The sequence below is a fragment of the Sphingopyxis sp. JAI128 genome, from assembly GCF_014207235.1.
In the GTDB taxonomy this organism is placed as follows: Bacteria; Pseudomonadota; Alphaproteobacteria; order Sphingomonadales; family Sphingomonadaceae; genus Sphingopyxis.
In genome coordinates this window covers 203505-222696 of sequence record NZ_JACHDA010000004.1, presented here as the reverse complement: position 1 = coordinate 222696, position 19192 = coordinate 203505, and the positions used below count along the sequence as shown (strand labels likewise).

Annotated in this window: 20 protein-coding genes and 1 riboswitch; of the genes, 18 read left to right on the top strand and 2 right to left on the bottom strand. The window is 67.9% G+C overall.

Annotated elements, in window-relative coordinates:
• The first annotated feature begins 23 nt into the window (after positions 1–23).
• The 3 genes from murJ to HDC35_RS11755 all read left to right on the top strand — a co-directional run bounded on the left by murJ (position 24) and on the right by HDC35_RS11755 (position 3486).
• Positions 24–1601 carry a murein biosynthesis integral membrane protein MurJ gene (gene murJ / locus HDC35_RS11765; RefSeq protein ID WP_184646944.1) on the top strand — a complete coding sequence of 526 codons (1578 nt, stop codon included), beginning with the start codon at positions 24–26 and terminating at the stop codon, positions 1599–1601.
• Positions 1602–1614: 13 nt separating this feature from the next.
• Complete coding sequence (trpS, locus tag HDC35_RS11760) at positions 1615–2613, top strand: tryptophan--tRNA ligase (RefSeq protein ID WP_184646942.1); 999 nt, start codon at positions 1615–1617, stop codon at positions 2611–2613.
• 183 nt (positions 2614–2796) lie between these two features.
• Positions 2797–3486 (top strand): DUF4136 domain-containing protein, encoded by a 690-nt coding sequence (locus HDC35_RS11755; protein ID WP_184646940.1) that lies wholly within the window; start codon positions 2797–2799, stop codon positions 3484–3486.
• Between the two features lie 168 nt (positions 3487–3654).
• On the opposite strand, the gene tadA is transcribed toward HDC35_RS11755, so the two are convergent.
• Positions 3655–4110, bottom strand: a complete 456-nt coding sequence (gene tadA, locus HDC35_RS11750; protein WP_184646938.1) for a tRNA adenosine(34) deaminase TadA — start codon at positions 4108–4110, stop codon at positions 3655–3657.
• A gap of 153 nt (positions 4111–4263) precedes the next feature.
• Between tadA and rpmB the strand changes: the two genes are divergently transcribed.
• Positions 4264–4557: a 50S ribosomal protein L28 gene (gene rpmB / locus HDC35_RS11745; RefSeq protein WP_058802198.1), complete on the top strand. Its 294-nt coding sequence runs from the start codon at positions 4264–4266 to the stop codon at positions 4555–4557.
• A gap of 57 nt (positions 4558–4614) precedes the next feature.
• Here the strand turns inward: rpmB and HDC35_RS11740 are convergent, their stop codons facing one another.
• Positions 4615–5625, bottom strand: coding sequence for an esterase-like activity of phytase family protein (locus tag HDC35_RS11740; RefSeq protein ID WP_184646936.1), 1011 nt, complete (start codon positions 5623–5625; stop codon positions 4615–4617).
• Positions 5626–5788: 163 nt separating this feature from the next.
• Between HDC35_RS11740 and HDC35_RS11735 the strand changes: the two genes are divergently transcribed.
• The 14 genes from HDC35_RS11735 to cobU all read left to right on the top strand — a co-directional run bounded on the left by HDC35_RS11735 (position 5789) and on the right by cobU (position 19129).
• Positions 5789–6190 (top strand): glycine zipper 2TM domain-containing protein, encoded by a 402-nt coding sequence (locus HDC35_RS11735; protein ID WP_184646934.1) that lies wholly within the window; start codon positions 5789–5791, stop codon positions 6188–6190.
• A 189-nt stretch (positions 6191–6379) separates the two neighbouring features.
• The gene (locus HDC35_RS11730) at positions 6380–7483 is read left to right on the top strand and encodes a Ppx/GppA phosphatase family protein (RefSeq protein ID WP_184646932.1); all 1104 of its coding nucleotides are present in this window, start codon (positions 6380–6382) and stop codon (positions 7481–7483) included.
• Positions 7480–8190 carry an RlmE family RNA methyltransferase gene (locus HDC35_RS11725; RefSeq protein ID WP_184646930.1) on the top strand — a complete coding sequence of 237 codons (711 nt, stop codon included), beginning with the start codon at positions 7480–7482 and terminating at the stop codon, positions 8188–8190. Before HDC35_RS11730 ends, HDC35_RS11725 begins: the two co-directional genes overlap by 4 nt.
• A gap of 13 nt (positions 8191–8203) precedes the next feature.
• Positions 8204–9673: a S41 family peptidase gene (locus HDC35_RS11720; protein ID WP_184646928.1), complete on the top strand. Its 1470-nt coding sequence runs from the start codon at positions 8204–8206 to the stop codon at positions 9671–9673.
• Between the two features lie 33 nt (positions 9674–9706).
• Positions 9707–9892, top strand: a riboswitch (cobalamin riboswitch).
• Between the two features lie 142 nt (positions 9893–10034).
• On the top strand, positions 10035–11987 hold the full coding sequence (locus HDC35_RS11715; RefSeq protein WP_184646926.1) for a TonB-dependent siderophore receptor: 1953 nt from the start codon (positions 10035–10037) through the stop codon (positions 11985–11987).
• Positions 11987–12529, top strand: a complete 543-nt coding sequence (locus tag HDC35_RS11710; protein WP_184646924.1) for a hypothetical protein — start codon at positions 11987–11989, stop codon at positions 12527–12529. Before HDC35_RS11715 ends, HDC35_RS11710 begins: the two co-directional genes overlap by 1 nt.
• On the top strand, positions 12529–12936 hold the full coding sequence (locus HDC35_RS11705) for a DUF1636 domain-containing protein (RefSeq protein WP_184646922.1): 408 nt from the start codon (positions 12529–12531) through the stop codon (positions 12934–12936). Before HDC35_RS11710 ends, HDC35_RS11705 begins: the two co-directional genes overlap by 1 nt.
• Positions 12933–13949 carry a nicotinate-nucleotide--dimethylbenzimidazole phosphoribosyltransferase gene (gene cobT, locus HDC35_RS11700; RefSeq protein ID WP_184646920.1) on the top strand — a complete coding sequence of 339 codons (1017 nt, stop codon included), beginning with the start codon at positions 12933–12935 and terminating at the stop codon, positions 13947–13949. Before HDC35_RS11705 ends, cobT begins: the two co-directional genes overlap by 4 nt.
• Positions 13946–14515, top strand: a complete 570-nt coding sequence (locus HDC35_RS11695) for a histidine phosphatase family protein (protein ID WP_184646918.1) — start codon at positions 13946–13948, stop codon at positions 14513–14515. The genes cobT and HDC35_RS11695 overlap by 4 nt, the downstream gene beginning before the upstream one ends.
• On the top strand, positions 14512–15231 hold the full coding sequence (locus HDC35_RS11690; protein ID WP_184646915.1) for an adenosylcobinamide-GDP ribazoletransferase: 720 nt from the start codon (positions 14512–14514) through the stop codon (positions 15229–15231). The genes HDC35_RS11695 and HDC35_RS11690 overlap by 4 nt, the downstream gene beginning before the upstream one ends.
• The gene (locus HDC35_RS11685) at positions 15228–16196 is read left to right on the top strand and encodes a threonine-phosphate decarboxylase (protein WP_184646913.1); all 969 of its coding nucleotides are present in this window, start codon (positions 15228–15230) and stop codon (positions 16194–16196) included. Before HDC35_RS11690 ends, HDC35_RS11685 begins: the two co-directional genes overlap by 4 nt.
• Complete coding sequence (gene cbiB / locus HDC35_RS11680; RefSeq protein WP_184646902.1) at positions 16189–17127, top strand: adenosylcobinamide-phosphate synthase CbiB; 939 nt, start codon at positions 16189–16191, stop codon at positions 17125–17127. The genes HDC35_RS11685 and cbiB overlap by 8 nt, the downstream gene beginning before the upstream one ends.
• The gene (locus HDC35_RS11675) at positions 17115–18572 is read left to right on the top strand and encodes a cobyric acid synthase (protein WP_184646899.1); all 1458 of its coding nucleotides are present in this window, start codon (positions 17115–17117) and stop codon (positions 18570–18572) included. The genes cbiB and HDC35_RS11675 overlap by 13 nt, the downstream gene beginning before the upstream one ends.
• A complete protein-coding gene (gene cobU, locus HDC35_RS11670; protein WP_184646897.1) occupies positions 18569–19129 on the top strand; it encodes a bifunctional adenosylcobinamide kinase/adenosylcobinamide-phosphate guanylyltransferase in 561 nt (186 codons plus the stop codon). The genes HDC35_RS11675 and cobU overlap by 4 nt, the downstream gene beginning before the upstream one ends.
• Positions 19130–19192: the final 63 nt, after the last annotated feature.

Here is a 19192-nt window from a genome sequence, read left to right as displayed (position 1 = left end):
GATCCGGCGGGTAGGCTGACCCCATGAGCGGCCTGCTCAGAAGCGTTGGGACGATCGGCGGGCTGACGATGGTCAGCCGCATCTTCGGCTTTGCGCGCGACATGCTGCTCAGCCGCATCCTCGGCGCGGGCGGGGTCGCCGATGCGTGGCAGCTGGCGTTCCAGCTGCCCAACATCTTTCGCCGCCTGTTCGCCGAAGGCGCCTTTGCCGCCGCCTTTGTCCCGCTGTTCAACCAGCGGATGACCAAAGAGGGCGACCATGGCGAGGCGCGCGCCTTTGCCGATGCAGTGCTGGCGGTGCTGATCCCAATCCTGATCGTGTTTTCGGCGCTGCTGCTGATCGTCATGCCGTGGGTGATGGGCCTGTTCGCGAGCGACGCGTTGCAGGCCGATGGCGAAACCTTTGACCTCGCGGTCCTGATGGCGCGTGTCGCCTTTCCTTATCTGGCCTTCATGAGCATCGCGACCTTGTTCGCGGCCATCCTCAACAGCCTGTCGCGCTTCGCCGCCGCTGCCGCCGCGCCGATCCTGCTCAACATCTGCCTGATCGGCGCGCTGCTGCTCGGGCTCGCCACCGGCGACGGTAGCGAAGCGGCGAAGGCCGCGACCGGGCTCTATCTTGCGATTTCGGTGTCGCTGTCGGGGCTGTTCCAGCTCGGCTGGCTTTATTACTGGATCCGGCGATCGGGTTTCCGGCCCGCGCTGCGCCGTCCGCGCCTGACCGCAGATGTGCGCGAGATGGGGGTGCTGATCCTGCCCGCGGTGTTCGGCGCCGGCGTCTATCAGATCAGCCGATTCATCGACCTGTTCTTCATCGCCTCGCTCCCCGACAAGAGCATCACCTATCTGGCGATGGCCGACCGGCTCAACCAGCTGCCGCTCGGGATCATCGGCATCGCGCTCGGCACCGCGATCCTGCCCGCGCTGTCGCGCTTCGTCGCGCAGGACGATCGCGACGGCGCCTTCCGGCTGCAAAGCAATGCGGTCGAGCTCGCGATGCTGCTCACCGTCCCCGCCGCGGTCGCCCTGTTCGTTGCGGGGCCCGCGATCACCAGCGCCTTCTATGTCGGCGGGCAATATAGCGCGGCCGACGGGCTCGCGACCGGCGCGGTCGTCGGCGGACTCGTCGTCGGCCTGCCCGCCTATGTGCTGGTCAAGGTGCTCGTCCCCAATTTCTTCGCGCGCAAGGACACGCGCACGCCGGTCTGGACAGCGGCGATTTCGCTCGCGGTCAACATCGGCCTGAACCTGTTGCTGATCCCGCGACTGGGGATCGTCGGGCTCGCGCTGGCGGGATCGATCGCCGCCTGGTGCAATGTGGCGATGCTGTACGCGATCCTGCACCGCAAGGGGCTGTTCCACCTGTCGGGCCGGGTCGCGGGGCGGATCGCGCGCATCATCCTTGCCGCGGCGGCGATGGCGGCGGCGCTCCATTACGCGATCCCGCTGGCGGGCGACGCTTTCACCGCCGGCGTGTTCGAACGGATCGCGGCGCTGGGGGCGCTCGTCGCGGCGGGCGCGATCATATTCTTTGGTTGCGCCATGCTGTTCGGCGTGGTCAATCGCGACACCGTCGGCCAGCTGCGCCGGCGCACACTTTAACAGGATAATCATCATGCGGACGCTATCGGGCATCCAGCCCACCGGAAACTTGCACCTCGGCAATTATCTGGGCGCGATCCGCAACTGGGTGCGCATGCAGGACGACATGCCGGGCGAGAAGCTCTATTTCCTAGCCGACCTGCACGCGATCACCGTCCACAACGACCCCGCCGAGCTGACCGCGAACACGCGCGAGATGGCGGCGGCGCTGATGGCGGCAGGGATCGACCCCGCGAAGGCGATATTGTTCAACCAGGCGCGCGTGCCGGCGCACGCCGAACTCGCCTGGCTCTTGTTCTGCACCGCACGCATCGGCTGGTTGAACCGGATGACGCAGTTCAAGGAAAAGTCGGGCAAGAACCGCGAAGGCGCGAGCGTCGGGCTCTATGCCTATCCGGTCCTGCAGGCCGCCGACGTCCTGCTCTATCAGACGACGCATGTCCCCGTCGGCGACGACCAGAAACAGCATCTGGAGCTGGCGCGCGACATCGCGACCAAGTTCAACCTCGACACCGGGACCGAGACCTTCACCCTGCCCGAACCGACAATCCCGGCCGCCGCGGCGCGCATCATGAGCCTGCGCGACGGGTCGGCGAAAATGTCGAAATCGGACCCGAGCGATGCGAGCCGGATCAACCTGGTCGACGATGCCGACACGATCATGGCGAAGATTCGCAAGGCAAAGACCGACCCCGAACCGCTGCCGTCGGAGGCCGCGGGACTCGACGGGCGGCCCGAGGCGAAGAATCTGGTGTCGATCTATGCCGCGATGGCCGACGAAAGCGTCGACCAGGTGCTCGCGCGCTTTGCCGGACAGGGCTTCGGCGCGTTCAAACCCGCGCTCGGCGAGTTGCTGGTCGAGACGCTGCGCCCGATCGCGACGCGGCTGACCGAGCTCAAGGCCGATCCGGCGGCGATCGACGCGGCGCTGGAGGCGGGCGCGGCGCGCGCTTCGGCCCTCGCCAAGCCAACCCTCGACGCCGCCTATACGGCGCTGGGGCTCTGCCGCTGAGTTCCACGCCGCTTGGGCGCTGTTCCGCGAGCGGAAATCCTTGTTTCCGCGTCTCCCGTCCCCATATCGGGAGATGGAACCGCCCTGCGACGAAACGGGTTCAACCAAGGTTAAGTCGCAGCGGCATAGTCTATGGTATGATCGCGCAACAGGTATGCGCACCCGAATCACGGAGCCAAGACGATGAACAAGATCAATTTCCGGCGACTGGCGCTGGCCGCCATGACGGGCGCGGCGCTTGCGCTCGCGGGCTGCGCGACGCCGTTCAAGGCCGATGTCGCGCGCTTTCAGTCGCAGCTTCCCACGCCGCAGGGCCAGAGCTTCGTCGTCGAGGCGGGCAACCCCGCGCTACAGGGCGGGATCGAGTTCGGCCAATATGCGAATATGGTGGCGGGCGAACTGACGCGCTACGGCTATCGTCCCGCGGCGAACGGCGAACGCGCCGACCTGATCGTGCGCATGGATTATGGCGTGGACAAGGGCCGCGAACGCGTCGTGTCGAGCCCCGGCTTTGGCGACCCCTGGTACGGCGGCTATTACGGCCGCGGCTTCTATCGCCCGGTGATCGTCACCGGCCGCGGCGGGCGGCGCTATGTCTATGGCTATCGCGATCCGTTCCTTTGGGGTGGTTTCGGGCCGAACTGGGGCTATAACGACGTCAGCAGCTACACCGTCTACACCAGCGGCCTCAACCTCCAGATCAATCGCGCCGCCGACGGCTCGCGCCTGTTTGAAGGCCATGCCGAGGCGCAGTCGCGCGACAACAACCTGCAGACGATCGTCCCGAACCTTGTCGAGGCGATGTTCACCGGCTTCCCGGGCAATTCGGGCGAACGCGTGCGCATCACGGTGGCACCGCCCGAAAAGGGCTGAGGATTCTGGATCCAACAACTGGCCCGCCTTCCGAAAGGAAGGTGGGCCTTTCGGGTTTGAAGGGGGCGACGTCGGCTGGCGAGCGATTACAGCCGCCGCCGCCGACTCCGCGCGCGCGCGCCGATCAAGCGCTATCGTCCGCCCCGATCCCAGAGCGGACATCGGCGGTCACCGCCGGGCGGCAAAAAAATCGCGAAGCAACGCCGCGGCTTCCCGTTCGCCAATGCCGTCGTAAATCTCCGGCCGATGGTGGATCGTCGGTTGCGCAAAGGTGCGCGGGCCGTGAACGACCGCGCCGCCCTTCGGGTCGTCGGCGCCATAATAGAGCCGCGCGATCCGCGCATGGGCGATCGCACCCGCGCACATCGCGCAGGGTTCGAGCGTGACGTAGAGGTCGCAGCCATCCAGCCGTTCGTTGCCGAGCTTTGCCGCCGCCATGCGAATCGCGACGATTTCGGCATGCGCGGTCGGGTCGTGCGATTCGCGTGGGCGGTTATGGCCTTCGGCGACAATGACGCCATCCTTGACGATCACCGCGCCGACGGGCACTTCGCCCCATTCGGCGGCGATGCGGGCCAAGTCCAGCGCGCGACGCATCGGTTCGGGGAGCGGAAACGAGGGCATAAAGCCGCCCTATTCGCTTGACGAATCTCCGGCAAGCCGATAAGCGCGCGCCTTTCCCGGCTCACTCCGGTCTTCTGCTCCCCGTTTTACGGGAAGTGCCCGGACGCCGATCCGAAATTTTTTTGACCCAGTTATTGGACAAGGACGAAGACGATGTCGCGCATCTGCGAACTGACCGGCAAAGGCCGCCAGGTTGGCCACAATGTCAGCCACGCCAACAACAAGACCAAGCGCACCTTCCTGCCCAACCTGCAGAATGTGACGTTGCTGTCGGACGCGCTCGGCAAGGGCGTGAAGCTGCGCGTATCCACCCACGGCCTGCGCTCGGTCGAGCATAATGGCGGCCTCGACAACTGGCTGCTCAAGGCCGGCGACGACCAGCTGTCGGCAAACGCCCGCAAGGTGAAGAAGGAAGTCGCGAAGAAGCTGGCCGAAAAGGCCGCTTAAGCGCTTTCATCTGGTGGAGGAGCGGGCTGAAACCGTTTCAAGGTCACCAAAACGCAATCAGGCCGCCGGTTTCCGCGCGGCCTTTTTGCTGTCCGGGACCTTTCGGGGCGGCAGGTCGACGAGCTGGAATTGCAGCAGCAGGCTGCGCTGCCAGACGTTGAAATTATCGTCGGCGACAAGCCACAGCAAAGTGCGGCCGCCTTCGACCGAAACCGCCGCGCCTTCGTAATTTTCGGCGAGCGGCACGGGAACGCGGCCGATCGTCCGCGCACGAACCACCGCGTCCTTGGCGATATCGGCCGGGTCGAGAATCGCGAGGATCGTCGTGAACACGGGATCGAACCCCAGCCGCCGGTGGACCAGCAGGATGCGCCCGTCGGGAAGCGGCGCGGCATCGCTGACGAGCCCGCGTCCGTCCGAATCATAGAGGAAGCGAATCGGCGCCGCCCCCGGCTCGGCGGGATCGCCGGTAAAGAGCAGCGCCTCGCGCCCGCGCGGATCGTCGTCGGCATCCTCCGAAAAAACGACAGTCCGACCGTCGGCGAGCCGGGCCATCGCTTCGGGCCCGCGATTCGCGGGCCAGCGCGAGCCGGGCAGCTTGCGGCGCGCCTCGATCGCCGAAAGATCGGGATCGATCCGCCATATCTGGTTGATCCCTTCCAGCGCGATCCACACGCGCCCGCTCGCCGGGTCGCGCGCGAGCGCTTCCGAATCGACCATCGCCTTGCGCCGGGGGCGTCCGTCGGGGGTCGGCAGCGCGTCGATCCGCACGTCCGAAACCGCTCCGTCCGCGCCGATGCCGAGACGGGTCCAATAGCCATTGTCGCCAACCAGCAGGAAGCCGCCCGGGCCGGTGCGGGCGAGCGCCGAAAAGCCGCCGAACCGGCTGTGCGGGCTTTCAAGCCGCCAGCCGCGGACGAATCGCATTACGCCTGCATCCTGCGGCGCGAAAACAAGCGGGCGCGCGGTGGCGCGCTGCGTCAGGTCGATCGCTGGATAGCGAAAAGCCGTGCCCGGCACCGGACCGAGGAAAAAAAAGATCAGGGCGGCGAAAAACAGGCGGCGCATCGGCCGGGGGTTACGGCCGAGCCGCCGGAAAGGGAAGCATTTCGGCGCGGCAAGCTGAACGCCAGCCAACAAGGATGTTCAGGCTTCGCTCAATGCGATGGGCCCATAAGCAGTTCATCGACAACGCCCAGAAGGGCCCAACGACGAAAGAAGGAGAACGACGATGAAAAAGATGGTGACTCTCTCGATCGCCGCCCTGATGTCCACCGCGACACTGGGCATCGCGACCCCCGCCGCGGCGCAGAACGGCTATTATGACCGCGACGGCTATTCGAGCTATTACAGCGGCTACGACCGCGACGACCGTCGCTATGACCGCCGCGACCATCGCCGTTACGACCGCCGCGATTATCGCAACGATCGCCGTTATTACCGGGGCGACCGCCGCCATTATCGCCAGTGCGACAACGGCACCGGCGGGACCGTGATCGGCGCGATCGCAGGCGGCCTTGCCGGTCATGAAATCGCCGGCCGCGGCGACAAGACGGTCGGCACGATCATCGGCGGCGCCGTCGGCGCCATCGCCGGCCGCGCGATCGACAAGGGAAATGACGGCTGCCGTTAAGGGGCAGACCCGATCCCCAACAAGTTCCTTCCCTCCTTCCCCGTCCGGCCCTGCGCCGGGCGGGGTTTTTCTTGCCCGCAGCCGCCATCGGGAGGAGGCCTTGCCATAATCGCGGGGGAAGCCTAGGCTCCGCGCCAAGTGCACGTTCGCGGTCTTGCGGACGCGTGAGCAGAACAGGTTATACTAGCCATGCGGCAAATGGCAGCGCCATCAGGGCGACCGCCGCGACCGGATTCAAGGACGGGCCCGGCGGCGAAAGGACGAAACAGGGCAGGCGGCGACGCGCGACCGGTGCCGGTCATCCGTCCGCGCAGCTATGCCGCGATCGACCTTGGCACAAATAATTGCAGGCTGCTGATCGCGAGACCGCAGGACGGCGAGCTGGTCGTGATCGACGCCTTTTCACGCATCGTCCGTCTCGGCGAAGGCCTGCACGGCACCGGCCGGATCAGCCAGGCGGCGATGGACCGGACCGTCGCGGCGCTGTCGATCTGTGCCGACAAGCTGCGCCGCCGCCACGTGTCGCTGTCGCGCGCGGTCGCGACCGAAGCGTGCCGCCGCGCCAGCAACGGCCGCGAACTGGCCGAACGCGTCCGGCGCGAAACGGGTATCGTGCTCGACATCATATCGGCGGCCGAAGAAGCCAAGCTGGCGGTGCTCGGCTGCCACAATCTGATGGAGCCCGGCGAGGGTCCTGCCCTGATCTTCGACATCGGCGGCGGATCGACCGAGTTGATGCACGTCGATGTGACCGACCATGACGTGAAAATCCGCGACTGGGTCAGCGTGCCGTGGGGCGTCGTGTCGCTGACTGAATATGCCCCCCTGCCCGACGACAGCCTTGCGGCGCGCCAAGCCGCCTACAGCCGCATGCGCGACGTCACGCGCGATGCCTTTGCCGCCTTTGCCGCGCGCGCCGAACGCTTTGCCGGCCAGCCGCTGCGGCTGCTGGGCACCAGCGGCACCGTCACGACGCTTGCCAGCGTGTTCCTGAACCTGCCGCGATACGACCGGCGCGCGGTCGACGGGCTGGTCGTACCCGCCGACGCGATGCGCGACATCAGTCGCCGGCTGGCCGATGCGAGCATCGCCGACCGCGCCGAAATCGCGTGCATCGGGCGCGAGCGCGCCGACCTGGTCGTCGCCGGCTGCGCGATCCTCGAAAGCATCATCGACCTGTGGCCCGCCGCGCGCGTCGGCGTCGCCGACCGCGGCATCCGCGAAGGCATCTTGCGCACGCTGGCGATGCAGGGCCGCGACATTCCCGTCACGCGCCGCGAGTATCGCAAATGAGCGGCAGCGGCGGAAAGGGCGGCGGCCGCGGCGGGCTGCACGTGCGCGTCAAGACCGCGAAGCGGCGCAGCGTGTCGTCGACGCGCTGGCTGCAACGGCAATTGAACGATCCCTATGTGCGGCGCGCGCAGGCCGAAGGCTATCGATCGCGCGCCGCCTACAAGCTGATCGAGCTCGACGAGAAATTCGGTTTCCTCAAGAAGGCGCGCGCGGTCGTCGACCTGGGTATCACGCCGGGCGGCTGGTCGCAGGTCGTGCGCAAGGCGAACCCCCGCGCGCGCGTCGCGGGGATCGACCTGCTCCATTGCGAGCCGATCGAAGGTGTCGAAATCCTGGAAATGGATTTCATGGACGATGCGGCGCCCGATGCGCTGATCGAGGCGCTGGGCAGCGCCCCTGACCTCGTCATTTCGGATATGGCGGCGAACACCGTCGGGCATCAGCAGACCGATCACCTGCGCACCATCGGGTTGGCCGAGACCGCTGCCGATTTCGCGGTCCAGAACCTCGTGCCCGGCGGCGCGTTCGTCGCCAAGGTCTTCGCCGGCGGCGCCGACCGCGAGCTGCTGACGGTCCTCAAACAGAATTTCACGACGGTAAAGCATGCCAAGCCGCCGGCGAGCCGCAAGGGATCGCCCGAGCTTTACGTCATCGCGCAGGGCTTCAAGGGCCGCGGCGATCGCCAGGGGGATCAATCGATAGAATGAGCCGGGGGAGACTATGATGGGTCGGTCGAAACAGTCGGTGGCTGCAGTAACGCTGGCCGCGCTGATGCTCGCATCGTGCGGCGGCGGCGGCGGTTCGAGCGGCGGGGGCGGCGGTCCGGTCACGGTCACTCCGACGCCCTCACCCACACCTACGCCGACCGGCAACTGCAACCTGTCGACGCGCCAGGCCTTTGCCAAGGCGGTCATCGACGAATGGTATCTGTTCCCGGGCGACGTCGCGACCGGAGTGAACGCGGCAAGCTATGGCGACGTCGAATCCTATATCGACGCGCTGGTCGCGCCGGCGCGGGCGCTCGGCAAGGACCGTTATTTCACCTACATCACCTCCATTGCCGAAGAGAATGCCTTTTTCTCGAGCGGGTCGAGCGCGGGTTTCGGGGTTCGCATGGCCTATGATCCGGGCGCCCAGGAAATCGCAGTGATCGAGGCCTATGAAGGCGCTCCGGCGCTGGCCGCCGGCATCGACCGCGGCACGCGGATCATCGCAATCGGGACGAGCACCGCGAATCTACGCAGCATCGGCGCGATCGTCGCGGCCGAAGGCACGGCGGGCATCACCGACGCACTTGGACCGAACGACCCGGGCGTTACCCGCGTGCTGCGCATCAACAATTCCGGCATGGTCAGCGATGTCACCGTCGCCAAAGCCGACTATGAACTCGACCCCGTCTCCGACCGCTATGGCGCCAAGATCATCGCCGAAGGCGGGCGGAACTATGGTTATATCAACCTGCGCACCTTCATCTCATCGGCCGACCCCCAACTGCGCGCCGCCTTCCTGAATTTCCGCAATCAGGGCGTCACCGACATCGTCGTCGATTTCCGCTATAATGGCGGCGGACTGGTATCGACCGCCGAACTGATGGGCGACCTGCTCGGCCGCAACCGCAATTCGAGCGAAATATTCTCGCAAACGCGATTCCGTCCGTCGAAGGCGGCCGAGAACGACGATGTCCATTATTTCGCCGCCCGGCCCGAATCGATCGCGCCGACGCGCATCGCCTTCATCGGGACCGGTTCGACCGCGTCGGCGAGCGAACTGGTGATCAATTCGATGCTGCCCTATCTGGGCACCAACATGACGCTGGTCGGCAGCAACACCTATGGCAAACCGGTCGGCCAGGTCGCGCTCGACAAGGCCGAATGCGACGACCGGATGCGCGTCGTCGCCTTTGCGACCGGCAATTCCACCGGCCAGAGCGACTATTACGACGGGCTGGCATCGAAGATCCCGAACAGTTGCGCCGCCTTCGACGATCTCGCCTTTCCACTTGGCGATCCGCGCGAATCGTCGCTGCGCACGGCGATCGATTTCCTCGCGGGCAATGCGTGCACGGTTCGGATCGCAGACGCCAGCGCCGGCGCAGCCGCGCGCAGCCGGTCTGCGGCACCGGTCGCCCCCGAAATTCTGATGCCCTACCGGCCCAGCGCGGCGCAGCGCGAATTGCCGGGGCTATTCTAGCGGCGATTGACCGCGGCCACCGAATGGGGCTATCGGCCGCGGCAAGCGACAGGTTCCCCGGCGACGGGGATTAATAGGGAACGGGAAAACCCCGGCTGCCCCTGCAACTGTACGCGGCGAGCCATCGGCCATATGCCATTGGGATCCCAAGTCCCGAGAAGGCGGCCGACCGGCGCTGACCCGCAAGCCAGGAGACCTGCCCGTCGCCGTCGTCTTTCGCGCGGACAGGGTGTGCCGGGCGGACGGGGGTGAACCCGCATGACGACAAAGCTGGCTGCGCAGGTGCGCGGGCGATGTCGTGCGTCCCCAAAGGACGAGCCATCGGCCGCGCGCATGGCGGCATTGTCGATGGGTTTGTCCAATGTTCAAAGTTATTTACCGAAGTTCGATCTGCCTCGCCGCCGTCGCGGCTTCCTCCACCGCCTCCGCCGACGAAGCGGCGCATGCTGTCGCCTCCGATGCCGACAGCATCGTCGTCACCGCAACACGCGCGCCGCTGACGCTCGACGAGATCCCGTCGTCGGTCGCGGTGCTCGACAAGGCGGCGATCGACCGCGCGCAGGATATCGGCGTCACCGAACTGCTGCTCCGCACGCCGGGGATCAGCATTTCGCGCAACGGCGGCTACGGCACCTCGACCTCGCTGCGCATCCGCGGCGCCGAGTCCGAGCACACGGTCACGGTGATCGACGGGGTCAAGCTCAACGATCCGTCGTCGACCGGCGGCGGCTTCAACTTCGCCAACCTGCTCGCGGGCGACATCGACCGGATCGAGGTGCTGCGCGGGCCGCAGTCGATCCTGTGGGGCAGCCAGGCGATCGGCGGCGTGGTCAACATTGTCACCGCGTCGCCCGCGAAGGAACTCGAAGGCAGCTTCGACCTCGAGGCGGGGTCGCGCCAGACGGTGAGCGCGCGCGCCGCGATCGGCGGTCGCACCGGACCGCTGAACTGGCGCCTCGGCGGCCAGCGCTTTACCACCGACGGCATTTCGTCGCACGCCAAGGCGTTCGGCGGGACCGAGCGCGACGGCTATCGCAATACCAACGTCTCGGGCCGCGCCGAACTGGCGCTTGCCGACAATATCAGCGCCGAAGTGCGCGGATATTATTCGAGCGGCCGCGTCGAGTTCGACGGGTTCAACACCGACAGCAACGACTTCGGGCTCAACAAGGAGTTCGTCGGCTATGCGGGGCTCAATTTCGACCTCGTCGACGGGCGCTTCCGCAACCGGATCGCCTACGCCTATACCGACACCAACCGCGACAATTTCAACCCCGACCGCGCGCGGCCGCGCAGCTTCGAGGCCGACGGCAAGAACAAGCGCTGGGAATATCAGGGCAGCTTCGACGTCAGCGACCGCATCACCGCGATCTTCGGGGCCGAGAATGAGCGGTCGACCTTCCGCAGCCGTTCGCCTTCGGCGTCGCTCGCCACCCCGCTTCCAGACTTCGTGCGCGGCAAGGCAGAGATTACCAGCGTTTACGGCCAGCTCAGCGTCGAGCCGATCGAGGGGCTGACGCTCAACGGCGGCGTCCGTTACGACGATCACGATCGCTATGGCGGCCAGACTTTGTTTGCGGCGGGCGGCGTGTGGCGCCTTTCGACCGGCACCGTGCTCCGCGCGAGCTATGGCGAGGGGTTCAAGGCGCCGGGGCTCTATCAGTTGTTCAGCGAATATGGGAATGTCGGGCTCGATCCCGAGGAAGCGCATGGCTGGGAAGCGGGGGTCGAGCAGCATTTGTTCGAAAATCGGCTCGTTGTCGGGGCGACCTGGTTCGACCGCACGACGAAGAACCAGATCATCTTCAACAGCTGCACCGACCCCGACGACCCGCTCTGCACCATTCCGGGCAGCAATCCGCCGGTGCCGCGCTTCGGCTATTATCTCAACGTCGCGCGCAGCGAGGCGCATGGCATCGAGGGCGCCGCGGCGTTGACGCTCGGCGGGCTGACGGTGGACGGCAATTACAGCTGGATCGTCGCCGAGGATCGTTCCGAAGGTAGCGCCAATTTCGGCAACGCGCTGCCGCGGCGTCCGCGCCACAGCGCCAATGCATCGGCAAGCTATGCCTTCGGCTTCGGATTCGAACTTGGTGCCGCGCTACGCTGGTCGGGCAAAAGCTATGACAATGCGAGCAATGCCCAGCGGCTCGACGATTATATGCTCGTCGACCTGCGCGCCGAATTTGCGCTGTCCGAAGCGGTGACGCTGTTCGCGCGCGCCGAGAATATCTTCGACGAGGAGTATATGACCGCCTATCGTTACGGCGCGCTCGGCCGCAGCATCTACGCCGGCATCAGGGGGCGTTTCTGATGGCGGCTTTGTCGAACCGGAGCAGATCGGGGCTGTGGGTCGCGCTGCTCACCGCGGCGAGCAGCGTGACGACGCTCGCGCTCGGCTGCGCGACGCCCTTCCCCTCGCTCGCGGCGCTCGCGGCGGTGCATTTGCGCCGCCGCGACGGGCTGGCGCTGATGCTGCTCGCCTGGACGGTCAGCCAGCTCGTCGGCTTCCTCCTGCTCGGCTATCCGCGCGACGGCAGCACGCTCGGCTGGGCGGCGGGGCTCGGAACCGCGGCGGTCGGATCGGCGCTCGCGAGCTATGCCGCGCTCGGCGCACTCCGATACCGATCGGTCGCGGCGCGGCTCAGCCTCGCCTATGCGGCGGGATTTACCGCGTTCAAGGCGATCATCCTCGGCTGGGCGCTCGTCCTCGGCGGGCTGCACACCGCGATGGCGCCCGACCTGCTCGCCGAGCAGTTCGTGCGGAACGCCGCGATCCTGATCGGGCTTTACGCCCTCTATCGCGCCTTCGTCGCGGCGGGCGTTCCCGCTCCGCCGCAAGCAGCTACCGTCTGATGCTGACGCGCGTCGATCCTGGTCCCGCAGTCGTGGTGTGCAACAGCTGCCGCCACAGCCGCGAGGCGCAGGTCGACGCGGCGGGCCTGCGCGGCGGCGCGCAGCTCGTCGCCGAGCTGAAACGGCTCAAGGATGCCGAGCCGCGCTACGCCGGGATTGCGGTGCAGGAGATGGCGTGCCTCTTCGCCTGCCAGGATCATTGCACCGTCCACCTGCGCGCGCCGGACAAGATCGGCTATGTGCTCGGCCGCTTTCGCGGCGACGCGGAATCGGCGCGCGCGATCCTCGACTATGCGGTCCATTATGCGGCGAGTCCGCACGGCCGCGTCGCCTATTCGCTGTGGCCCGAGGGCATCAAGGGCCATTTCATCGCTCGCACCCCGCCGCCAGGATTTGTCGCCGAATGACCAGCTTTTCCTCGATCGCCGCCTTCGAGGCCGCACTCGCCGACCTTCGCGAACCCGACGCCGGTGCCGTCGCCGACGCGCGGGTGCGGCAGGCCAAACTCACCAAGCCGGCGGGGTCGCTGGGCCGGCTCGAAGATCTCGCGATCTTTTTTGCCGGCTGGCAGGGCCGCGCGCGGCCACACATCGACCGCGCGCGCGCCGCCATCTTCGCAGGCAATCACGGCATCGCCGTCCACGGCGTGAGCGCCTTTCCGCCGAGCGTGACCGCACAGATGGTCGCCAATTTCGAGAGCGGGGGCGCAGCGATCAACGCGCTGTCGGAGGCGGCGGGGCTCGAGCTGGCGGTCGTCGCGCTCGACCTCGACCGGCCGACCGCCGATTTCACCGCCGCACCGGCGATGACCGAAGCCGAATGTCTCGACGCGCTGAACCGCGGCGCGGCGGTGGTCGAGCCCGATCTCGACCTGCTCGTGCTCGGCGAGATGGGCATCGGCAATTCGACCGCCGCCGCCGCGCTCTGCGCGCGCAGCTTCGGTGGCGACGCGGCCGCGTGGGTCGGTCCAGGGACCGGCGTCGATGGGCACGGCGTCGGGCGCAAGGTCGCCGTGATCGAACGCGCGCTTGCCTGCCACGCCGGTGCACCGCGGTCGGCGTTCGAAACGCTGCGCCGCGTCGGCGGTCGCGAGATCGCAGGGCTGGCGGGCGCAGTCCTCTGCGCGCGCCAGCTGCGCGTGCCGGTGCTGCTCGACGGCTTCATCTGCACCTCGGCCATCGCCCCGCTCGCGGCGGAAAATCCCGCGATCACGGCACATTGCATCGCGGGCCATTGTTCGGCCGAACCGGGACATCGACGCCTGCTCGCCCTGCTCGGGCTCGACCCCTTGCTGGCGCTCGACATGCGGCTGGGCGAAGGCAGCGGCGCGGCGGTCGCGGCGAATATCGTGCGCAGCGCGCTCGCCGCGCACGAGCGGATGGCGACCTTTGCCGAGGCCGCGGTGTCGGCATCGCTGTGACCGGCTTCGCGCTCCACCTGCTGCGCCACGGCGCGCCCGCGATGCCCGGCCTGCTGATGGGGCGAACCGACGGTGCGCCGACGTGCGAAGGAATTGCGGGGTGCGCAGCGCAGGCGGAAAGCCTCGATTTCGAAAGCCTGATCGCTTCGGACCTGCGGCGCTGCCGCGCGGCGGGCGAGAAGATCGGGCGGGCCGCCGGGCTGTCGCTCGCGATCGACCCGCGCTGGCGCGAACTCGATTTCGGCGACTGGGATGGCCGGACTGCGCGCATGATCGACCGCGAGGCGCTGGGCCGTTTCTGGGACGACCCTGACGCCAATCCGCCGCCCGGCGGCGAGTGCTGGTCGGCGCTCGTTTCGCGCGTTTCTGCCGCCATCGCCGATCTCGCGCCCGTGCCGACGCTGGTCGTCACCCATGGCGGCGCGATGCGCGCGGCTTTGCATATCCTGTGCGGATTCGAGCAGCGCCAGACTTGGGCGTTCGACCTGCCCTATGCGTCGCTGCTCTCGCTCAACGTCTGGCCCGGCGAACGGCCGAGCGCTCAAATCGCGAGGCTTTGCGCATGAAGGGACTGATCGTGGCGATCCAGTTCCTGACGCGGCTGCCGACGCCGCGCATCACGGTATCGGGCGACGAGTTCGCCGCGTCGATGCGCTGGTTCCCGGCAGTCGGGCTGATCGTCGGCGTGCTCGTCGCGGGTGCGGGCTGGGCGGGCGCACGGATCGACCCATGGACGGGCGCGCTCGCCGCGCTGATTATCTGGGTCGCGGTCACGGGCGCGCTGCACCTCGACGGGCTCGGCGACATCGCCGATGCGAGCGGCGCGGCGCACAAGGACCGCAAAAAATTGCTCGCCGCGCTCGGCGATCCCCATTCCGGCAGCTTCGCCGTGGTGACGATCGGCTTGCAACTGATCGCGAAGCTCGTACTGCTCCACGCGCTGATTGAGCGCGATGCGTTCGTCACCGCCCTGCTCGTTCCCTTCGCGGCGCGGATCGGCCCGCTGATCTGGTCGCGCACGCTGCCCGATCTGCACGCCGGGCTGGGATCGCGCTTTCGCCATGCGGTGCGCCCGGTCGATTTCGCGGCATGGGCCCTCCTGCTCGTTACCGCGGCCTGGGCATCGCCGTCGCTGCTCGCCGCACCGCTGGTCTTCCTTGTCTGGGGCTGGTGGCTGCTGCGCCGGATCGGGGGCATTTCGGGCGACGGGCATGGCGCGGGGATCGAGATCGGCGAAAGCCTGCTGCTGGCCGCCGCGCTGCTGTGGGCGCATCTGGCATGAGCGATCCATGGACCTGGCACGGCGGGGGCATCGAGGCCGCAAAGCACCATTTCGGCGACGGCGACTGGATCGACCTGTCGACGGGCATCAATCCGCATCGCTGGCCCGGAGCCGCCGCAATGACGTTCGACTGGCAGCGGCTGCCCGACCCGGAACATCTCGCGCGGCTCGAACGCATCGCCGCGGACTATTTCGCCATCGATCCGCGCCATGTCTGCGCGGTGCCTGGCAGCGAGATCGGGTTGCGCCTTGTCGGCAGGCTGATCGGCGGCGGGGCGTGCCATGTCGCCCCGGGCTATCGTACGCATGGCGAGATGGTGTCGGGGAGCCTTGCGATCGGCTGGGCGGAAGCGCCCGATACAACAGGAAATCTGATCCTCGCCCATCCCAACAATCCCGATGGACGTGCCCTGACGCACGATGCAGTCGTCGAATGGCTCGAACATCGCACCGGCTGGCTGCTCGTCGACGAGGCCTTCGCCGACACCGATCCGGCGCTGAGCGTCGCGGCGTCGGTCGCCGACGGCAAAAGGCTGATCGTCTTTCGATCCTTCGGCAAATTCTTCGGCCTCGCCGGGTTGCGGCTCGGGTTCGTTCTGGCTCCGCAAGCGTTGGTCGCGGCGCTGCGCGAGCGGCTGGGCGCGTGGCCCTTGTCCGAAGCGGCGATCGCGATCGGCACCGCCGCCTATGCCGATGCCGGCTGGATCGAAGCGACGCGGCGGCGCCTGCCCGGCGACGCCGCCGCGCTCGATGCCGTGCTGGCGCGGCACGGCTATCGCGCGTCGGGCGCGTGCCCGCTGTTTCGCCTGATCGAAACCGATGATGGCCGGGCCTTGTTCGAGCGGCTTGCCCGGCGCGGGATCCTCGCCCGCCCCTTTGAAGATCAGCCGCGCTGGTTGCGCCTCGGGCTGCCCGCCGACGCCGCCGCGCTGGCGCGGCTCGACGCGGCGCTGGGCCATGGCTGAGCCCGTCGCGCTCACCGCGCTCGCGCTCGACGCGGCGTTCGGCTGGCCGGATGCGTTCTATCGCCGCATCGGCCACCCGGTCGGACTTTTCGCGCGGATCGTCGCCGGCTGCGAGGCGCGGTGGAACCGGGCGAGATATGGCTTCGCAACGCGCCGCGCGCTGGGCATATTGACGCTGCTTATCCTGCTATTCGTGGCGGGCGGCCTCGGCATCGCGATCCAACACCTGCTCCTTGCGACCCTCCGCGATTGGACGTGGATCGGCGTCGCGATCCTCGCCTGGCCGGCGCTCGCGCAGCGCAGCCTGTTCGATCATGTCCGCGCGGTCGGCGAGCGGTCCGACGCGGGCGACCTCGCGGGCGCACGCGATGCGGTCGCGATGATCGTCGGCCGCGATACCGCCGAACTCGACGAAAACGGCGTCGCGCGCGCCGCGATCGAAAGCCTTGCCGAAAGCTTTTGCGACGGCGTCGCCGCGCCCCTTTTCTGGCTGCTGCTGCTCGGGCTGCCGGGCATATGGGCGTATAAGGCAGTGAACACCGCCGACAGCCTGATCGGCCACCGTGAGGCGCGCTGGCGCGCGTTCGGCTGGGCGGCGGCGCGGTTCGACGATCTTGCGAACTGGATTCCGGCGCGGCTGGCGGGCGTGCTGATCTGCGTCGCGGGCGGCGGCGGATGGCGCATCCTGTGGCGCGACGCGCGCAAACACGCCTCGCCCAACGCCGGCTGGCCCGAAGCAGCGATGGCCGGCGTGCTGGGGCTTCGGCTCGCGGGGCCGATCGCCTATGACGGGGTGATGCACGACAAATCATGGATCGGCGACGGGACAGGCGAAGCGGGCGGGGAAGAAATCGACCGCGCGCTCGCCGTCTATCGCCGCGCGTGCCTGATGCTGTGGCTGGTCGCGGGAGGTGCGGTATGGCTGCGCTGATGCTGCAAGGCACCGGCTCCGATGTCGGCAAGTCGGTGCTTGTCGCCGCGCTTTGCCGCGCGCTGGCTCAGCGCGGGCTCACGGTCCTTCCCTTCAAGCCGCAGAATATGTCGAACAATGCGGCGGTCACCGCCGACGGCGGCGAGATCGGGCGCGCGCAGGCATTGCAGGCTATCGCGTGCCGCGCCGAACCGCACAGCGACATGAACCCGGTGCTGCTGAAGCCGCAGGCCGACCGCACGTCGCAGTTGATTGTTCATGGCCGCGTGCGCGGCACGCTGGGCAGCGGCAATTTCCGCGAAGCGCGCGGCGCGCTGATAAACGAGGTGCTCCAAAGCTATCATCGGCTGCGCAGCCAGTGCGACATCGTGATCGTCGAGGGCGCGGGATCGCCCGCCGAGATCAATCTGCGCATGGGCGATATCGCGAACATGGGCTTCGCGCGCGCCGCCCATGTGCCCGTCGTGCTGATCGGCGATATCGACCGCGGCGGGGTAATCGCGTCGATCGTCGGCACGCGCGCGGTGATCGATCCGCAAGATGCGGCGATGGTCCGCGGCTTTCTGATCAACAAGTTCCGCGGCGACCCGGCGCTGTTCGACGACGGCTATCGTGCGATCGAGCAGCGGACCGGCTGGCGGGGGCTCGGCGTCATACCGTGGCTGCGCGCCGCGGCGCGTTTGCCGAGCGAGGATGCGGTGATCCTCGAGCGTCCCGCCGACCCGCGCGAGGGCCGCCGGATCATAGCTTGCCCGATCCTGCCGCGCATTTCCAATTTCGACGACCTCGACCCGCTGAAGCTCGAACCGGGGGTCGAGGTCGTGATGGTGCCGCCCGGCCGGCCGATCCCCGCCGAGGCCGCGATGATCATCCTCCCCGGATCCAAGGCGACGATCGCCGACTTGGCCGCGCTGCGCGCCGAGGGGTGGGATATCGACATCAGGGCGCATCACCGGCGCGGCAGCATCATCGTCGGGCTGTGCGGGGGATATCAGATGCTGGGGCGGCGGATCGCCGACCCGCTGGGCATCGAGGGCGCGGCCGCCGAAGTCGAGGGGCTTGGGCTGCTCGACGTCGAAACGACGCTCTCGCCGGCGAAAGTCCTTCGGCCTGTGCGCGGCAGGGCGTTGGGTGCCGCGGTGGAGGGATATGAAATGCATATGGGCGAAACCGGCGGCGGTGCCGCGGCGCGACCATTCGCGCTGCTCGACGATGGCCGCAGCGACGGCGCGGTGAATCGCGACGGCAACGTCATGGGAACTTATCTCCACGGCCTGTTCGCGTCCGCCCGTCTGCGCCGCGCGCTGCTCGCACGGATCGGAGTCGCGGGCGGCGGGCGGGACTATGCCGCCGATGTCGATGCCGCGCTCGACGAAATCGCGGCGGAATTTTCCGCCCACGCCGATTTGGGTGCGCTACTGCGCATTGCAGGGGTCGGCGCTTGAGCGGGTCGTCGCTGTTCGTCATCGGCGGCGCGCGGTCGGGCAAGAGCCGCTATGCGCAGACGCGCGCCGAAATGGCAGGGGACCTCCCGGTCTTCGTCGCGACAGCCGAAGCGTTCGACGACGAGATGAAGGACCGAATCGCGCGGCACCGCGCCGACCGCGACGCGCGCTGGCGCACGGTCGAAGCCCCGCACGACCTGTCGGGCGCCATCGACGCGTTGAACGGCGACGGCGCCGTGATCCTTGTCGACTGCCTGACGCTGTGGCTGTCGAACCTGCTGCTTGCCGACGCCGACCTCGCTCGCGCGGGCGAGGAATTATGCGACGCGATCCGCCGTTTCCAAGGCGTGATCATCCTCGTATCCAACGAAGTCGGCATGGGGGGCGTGCCCGGTAATGCGCTGGCACGGCGCTTTGGCGACGCCGCCGGGCGGCTCAACCAGTCGGTTGCGGCGATCGCCGACGAGGTCGTCCTGCTCGCCGCCGGCCTCCCCCTCATCCTCAAAGCCGACACCAGCGCCGCCGCGCGGCACGTGCAGGGTCGGGGCCCGCTCTAGCCGCCCTTTTTCGCGGCGATATGGGCGCCGGAACGGGGGCGCTCGGGCGGATCCCGTCGCTTG

Bases quoted from the DNA above. Each gene is read 5' to 3' on its own strand.
- murJ (WP_184646944.1), top strand. From the start codon at position 24: ATGAGCGGCCTGCTCAGAAGCGTTGGGACGATCGGCGGGCTGACGATG.
- trpS (WP_184646942.1), top strand. From the start codon at position 1,615: ATGCGGACGCTATCGGGCATCCAGCCCACCGGAAACTTGCACCTCGGC.
- HDC35_RS11755 (WP_184646940.1), top strand. From the start codon at position 2,797: ATGAACAAGATCAATTTCCGGCGACTGGCGCTGGCCGCCATGACGGGC.
- tadA (WP_184646938.1), bottom strand. From the start codon at position 4,110: ATGCCCTCGTTTCCGCTCCCCGAACCGATGCGTCGCGCGCTGGACTTG.
- rpmB (WP_058802198.1), top strand. From the start codon at position 4,264: ATGTCGCGCATCTGCGAACTGACCGGCAAAGGCCGCCAGGTTGGCCAC.
- HDC35_RS11740 (WP_184646936.1), bottom strand. From the start codon at position 5,625: ATGCGCCGCCTGTTTTTCGCCGCCCTGATCTTTTTTTTCCTCGGTCCG.
- HDC35_RS11735 (WP_184646934.1), top strand. From the start codon at position 5,789: ATGAAAAAGATGGTGACTCTCTCGATCGCCGCCCTGATGTCCACCGCG.
- HDC35_RS11730 (WP_184646932.1), top strand. From the start codon at position 6,380: ATGCGGCAAATGGCAGCGCCATCAGGGCGACCGCCGCGACCGGATTCA.
- HDC35_RS11725 (WP_184646930.1), top strand. From the start codon at position 7,480: ATGAGCGGCAGCGGCGGAAAGGGCGGCGGCCGCGGCGGGCTGCACGTG.
- HDC35_RS11720 (WP_184646928.1), top strand. From the start codon at position 8,204: ATGATGGGTCGGTCGAAACAGTCGGTGGCTGCAGTAACGCTGGCCGCG.
- HDC35_RS11715 (WP_184646926.1), top strand. From the start codon at position 10,035: ATGTTCAAAGTTATTTACCGAAGTTCGATCTGCCTCGCCGCCGTCGCG.
- HDC35_RS11710 (WP_184646924.1), top strand. From the start codon at position 11,987: ATGGCGGCTTTGTCGAACCGGAGCAGATCGGGGCTGTGGGTCGCGCTG.
- HDC35_RS11705 (WP_184646922.1), top strand. From the start codon at position 12,529: ATGCTGACGCGCGTCGATCCTGGTCCCGCAGTCGTGGTGTGCAACAGC.
- cobT (WP_184646920.1), top strand. From the start codon at position 12,933: ATGACCAGCTTTTCCTCGATCGCCGCCTTCGAGGCCGCACTCGCCGAC.
- HDC35_RS11690 (WP_184646915.1), top strand. From the start codon at position 14,512: ATGAAGGGACTGATCGTGGCGATCCAGTTCCTGACGCGGCTGCCGACG.
- HDC35_RS11685 (WP_184646913.1), top strand. From the start codon at position 15,228: ATGAGCGATCCATGGACCTGGCACGGCGGGGGCATCGAGGCCGCAAAG.
- cbiB (WP_184646902.1), top strand. From the start codon at position 16,189: ATGGCTGAGCCCGTCGCGCTCACCGCGCTCGCGCTCGACGCGGCGTTC.
- HDC35_RS11675 (WP_184646899.1), top strand. From the start codon at position 17,115: ATGGCTGCGCTGATGCTGCAAGGCACCGGCTCCGATGTCGGCAAGTCG.